The organism is Streptomyces sp. MS191, assembly GCF_008042125.1.
Taxonomy (GTDB): domain Bacteria; phylum Actinomycetota; class Actinomycetes; order Streptomycetales; family Streptomycetaceae; genus Streptomyces.
This window is the reverse complement of record NZ_RDBI01000043.1, coordinates 1-4,168: the sequence shown is the minus strand read 5'-3', so window position 1 is coordinate 4,168 and position 4,168 is coordinate 1. Positions and strand designations below refer to the sequence as shown.

Below are 4,168 nucleotides of genomic sequence, written 5' to 3'. Positions count from 1 at the left end.
GGCTGTGTGGCGGCCTGTCGTGGGCTGGGTGACCTGGAGGCCGTGGTGCGCCGGGTGGGGGCGGGGTGTCCGAGGTGGTGCTCGTGGTGTGTGGGGCGCGGATGCGCTGGAGGAAGCCGGTGGCTCCGTAGCGGCGGATCCAGCGGCCGGCGTGTTCGTCGCCGGGTTCGACGATGCGGGTCAGGGCTGCGCGGGCGAGGCGTTCTTCGGGGGTGTTCATGGCCGGGCTCCGGTCGTGGCGGGGACGCCTCGGGCGATGCCGGTGCGCAGTTCGAGGGCGAGGCCGACGTCCTGGGCGTCGGGGCGGTCGTGCCCGGCGAGGTCGGCGACGGTCCAGGCGACGCGCAGGACGCGGTCGAGACCGCGGGCGGTGAGGAGTCCGCGGTCGATGTCCCGTTCGGCGGTGGCGAGGGCGCCGGGGTGGACGAGGTGGCGGGTCCGCAGTTCGTGTCCGGGGATTTCGCCGTTGACGGTCCAGGGGGTGCCGGCGAGGCGGGCGGTGGCGCGGGCGCGGGCTTCTCGGACGCGGTCGGCGACGGTCGCGGTGGACTCGGCACGGCCGCCTTGGGCGAGGAGGTCGGAGCGGGTGACGGGTCGGGCTTCGACGCGCAGGTCGATGCGGTCGAGGAGGGGGCCGGAGAGTCGTGCCTGGTAGCGGCGGATGAGGGAGGCGGGGCATTCGCAGCCGGTGCCGTGGAGGCTGTGGCGGCCGCAGGGGCAGGGGTTGGCGGCGAGGGCGAGGAGGACCTGCTCAAGGAGCGCCCCGAGATCCACCGGTCCGTCGAGATCGCCGTACGACCTGCTCAAGGAGCGCCCCGAGATCCACCGGTCCGTCGAGATCGCCGTACGAGTCCACCAGGCGTTTCGCTACATCCCCCAGTCGGTCACCGGCACCGCGCACCACATCCTGTCCCGCAGCGGAGGAAGCCGACCGGTGTGGTGGCGGGGTGGTCTTGTGGTTCTTCGTCGCCGATCTTTTGAGGACCGGGGGCCCCAACTACCTGAGGTTTGAAGACCACCTCGGCCGCGTCTTGGGAAGAACCCTGAGTACTACCTGGGTTGTTCGGGGCGCGGTCCCCCGAACCGTTCGGGGCGCGGTCCCCCGAACTCATACGGGGCGCGGTCCCCCGAACTTCTTCTTCGGGATCCGGCTCAAGTTCGGGGCGCGGTCCCCCGAACTGGTTCAGGTCGCGGTCCCCCGAACTTTCGGCGGGCTGCTGCCACGGCGCCGGAGACTTGCCCGGCTTCCGGCGGGTGGTCTTCAGGACGTCCTCGGCAGCGCCCCAGTCCGGCACGGGGCAAAGGACGAGGGTGTACAAGGTGGCCTTGCCGCGCTTCTGCTCGCCCTTCACCGCGACGACTCCGGCGGCGATGGCGGCGTTCAGATAGCGGCGGGTGTCCTTCTCGTCGGCGCCGGCGGCCTTGGCGATGTCCTGGATACGGATCGGCTTGTCGGGGAACCGGAGCTCTCCGTTGGCGTTGGCGATGGCACGGAGGGCGTAGAGCAGGGTGAGGAAGCCGCGGCGCAGGGCCGTGGGCATCTCTCGGGCCCAGCGCCAGGCGATCGCGTTGCCGTAGGCGTTAGGCACGCTGCCGGGGGCGCGGGTGGCCTGCTCGTCAGTGCTCAACTGGGGCTCTCCGTCGTGAGGATGGTCCGGGTGGGGCGGGCCCGGGGCGCGATGGCCCCGGGCCGGGACGTCTACTTCGGCTGGGGCATGGGCGCGTCGGTGGGCTGCACGATGCGGCCGAGGGGCCGGTCCTGGCGGACGGCGTTCCATGCGCGGATGAGGTAGGCGAGGTGCTGGTAGTCCGGGATCTTGCGGTTGTCGGCGCGGTCGGTCATGACGCGGTTCCGCAGGGTCAGGACGGGGTGTCCGGCGGCCAGCTCGGCGCCGTCGCCGACGCGGGCGAAGAACCAGACGGCTTCGGCCTTGTCGATGCGGGACAGGATGTGGTGCGCGGTGCCGGTGACCGACTGGGGGATGTAGCGAAACGCCTGGTGGACTCGTACGGCGATCTCGACGGACCGGTGGATCTCGGGGCGCTCCTTGAGCAGGACCGCGAGTTCGGACGTCGTGGGGTTGTAGTTCTGTCCGAACTTGTAGTCGCCCTGGTCCCAGAGCCACACGCGCTTGAGGACGGAGGCCAGTACGGCGGCGTTGGTCTCGCCGCGGAGGCTGAACGCGTCGGCTGCGGTGCGCTTGCGGCCGGCGTCCATGGTCTCCTGGGTCTCTCGGGGGAGGCCGCTGACGACGAGCATCTGTACGTTCACGCCTGCGGCGACGACGGCGCTGAGACGGTGCTGGCCGTCGAGGAGGGTGCCGTCCTCGGCGAACTTGATCGCCTCGCCGTTCTGGAGCCAGTTCCCGGCGGCCATGTCGCGGGCGTAGTCGGCGATGGCGCGCTTACGGAGGGGACGGTTGTGGCTGTTGCGGGCGAGCCACTTCTTGGCGAGGGCCGGGGTGACGGTGACGATGTCGACCTCGGGGATGACGGTCTGGACGGGTACGATGGACATGTTCACTTCTGCTCCTGGTTGAGGGAGTGGGCGACGCCGCGCAGGGTGTCGCTGAGGTTGTTGAGGCTCGTCGCCCACCAGCGGCGGGCCTCTTCGCTTGCCTGGGAGTCCGGGAGGTTCATGGCCTGGACGAGGCGGACGGTGTGCTCCAGGGCTCCGAGGAGCTCGGGGAGCTGGTGGTGGGTGGTGTCCCGGTTCTTGGGGAACCGGTCGTCTTCGGTGAGGCGGGAGAGGCGTTCGGCGGCGCGTGCGAGGTCGCGGCCGGCGWCGGTGAACGCCTCCGGGACTTCGAGGGACTCCTGGCGGGTGAGTGGGGGCAGGATGCCGGGGAGGCGTTCGGCGAGCATGGTCTTGCCCGCGCCGGGTGGGCCGGAGAGCAGCAGGTGGTGGCTGCCGGCGGCGGCGACTTCGAGGGCGCGGCGGGCGGTGTGCTGTCCGGCGACGTCGGCGAGGTCGGGTCCGTCGGCGGGGTCGGCGGCGAGGCCGGTGCCGATGCCGATGCCGGCTCCGGGGACGAGGAGTCCGGCGAGCATGGCGTCGGGGCGGCCGTCTTCGGGGGGTTCTTCCGTGGGGACGGGTTCGTCGGTGAGGACGGCGATGAGCTGGCGGAGGCTGCGGACGCCGAGGACGGAGACGCCGGGTACGAGTGCGGCTTCGCCGGCGGTCTGTTCGGGGACGACGACCTGCTGGTAGCCGGCTTCGGCGGCGGCGAGGACGGCGGGCAGGACTCCGCGTACGGGGCGGACGCGGCCGTCGAGTCCGAGTTCTCCGATGAGGACGAGGTCGGCGATGACGCGGGGGTCGATGCGTTCGGCGGCGCCGAGGACCGCGGCGGCGACGGCGAGGTCGAAGCCTGGCGGAATGCGCCTCTAGACGCCCCTGGACGTACGAGCGCCCCGTGAGGGTCTCACGGGGCGTCGGGCTCGGAGGGGTGGCTACTCAGTGCGGGCGGCTGCGCGGTGTTTCGGTGTCCACGGGGTGCGGCGGCCACAGGCCGCAGGCTACGACTCCTTCGAGCAGTTCGTTGACCTCCGCGCGTAGATCTTCGGTCATCTGGCGCTCGCGAACGGCCACTACGTGGGCCCCGCCGACGTTGAGGAGGACGACGTTGCAGCCGTCCGGCATCTTCTCTGCGGGGACGAACTCAACGCGCACGGAGGCGTGTGCGGAAGCGCTTTCGTTGCGGCGCTGGGCTGTTCCTTCGTCGGCCATGTGACCCCCATGTGAGTGGCCCGCACCGTCCGCTCGTTAGTTCGAACCGTACGACCCATGCAGGCTACCTGATGTGCACGCCCCCCAGGCGGATCACTCATGCTGCCAGTTCGGACAGAATTTGACTACACCGTGCACGCAATGGCTACTGTCCGCACATCTGTACCCATCGCATATGACAGGGTGCTAGTCCTGGGGGGCGATCATGTCCAGGAAGCGGGCAAGCGCATCCACCTGCTCCGGCGTCATCCGGTCAGCCCGAGCCAGCAGGGCGCGCGCCTGCCCCGAGGCGCTTTTCACGGTCGCGATCCCGAAGAACTGCTCCCCGGCTGCGGCCTGAACGACCTCTAGGGGCACGGAGAGGCCGGCGGCGAGGCCGACCAGGTTGCGCAAGTCGGGCGCGATGACGGGCTCCCCGGACTCCAGTCGGTGTAGCCA

General features: G+C 70.9%; 4 protein-coding genes and 3 pseudogenes. All 7 read right to left on the bottom strand.

Features of this window, described 5'->3' with window-relative positions:
- Nucleotides 1-220 (bottom strand): annotated as a pseudogene (locus tag EAO71_RS38245) (hypothetical protein); the annotation flags it as partial.
- Nucleotides 217-744, bottom strand: a pseudogene (locus tag EAO71_RS21400) (magnesium chelatase subunit ChlI family protein); the annotation flags it as partial. The pseudogenes EAO71_RS21400 and EAO71_RS38245, both read right to left, overlap by 4 nt.
- 140 nt (nt 745-884) lie before the next feature.
- Complete coding sequence (locus EAO71_RS21395; protein ID WP_147979443.1) at nt 885-1,628, bottom strand: hypothetical protein; 744 nt, start codon at nt 1,626-1,628, stop codon at nt 885-887.
- 71 nt (nt 1,629-1,699) lie between these two features.
- Complete coding sequence (locus tag EAO71_RS21390; protein ID WP_147979442.1) at nt 1,700-2,518, bottom strand: hypothetical protein; 819 nt, start codon at nt 2,516-2,518, stop codon at nt 1,700-1,702.
- Nucleotides 2,519-2,778: 260 nt separating this feature from the next.
- Nucleotides 2,779-3,372: pseudogene (locus EAO71_RS21385) on the bottom strand (ATP-binding protein); the annotation flags it as partial.
- A gap of 85 nt (nt 3,373-3,457) precedes the next feature.
- Nucleotides 3,458-3,730: a hypothetical protein gene (locus EAO71_RS21380; protein WP_147979441.1), complete on the bottom strand. Its 273-nt coding sequence runs from the start codon at nt 3,728-3,730 to the stop codon at nt 3,458-3,460.
- Between the two features lie 186 nt (nt 3,731-3,916).
- Nucleotides 3,917-4,168 (bottom strand): hypothetical protein (locus EAO71_RS21375; protein ID WP_410093995.1); only part of this gene is annotated, 252 nt, incomplete at its 5' end.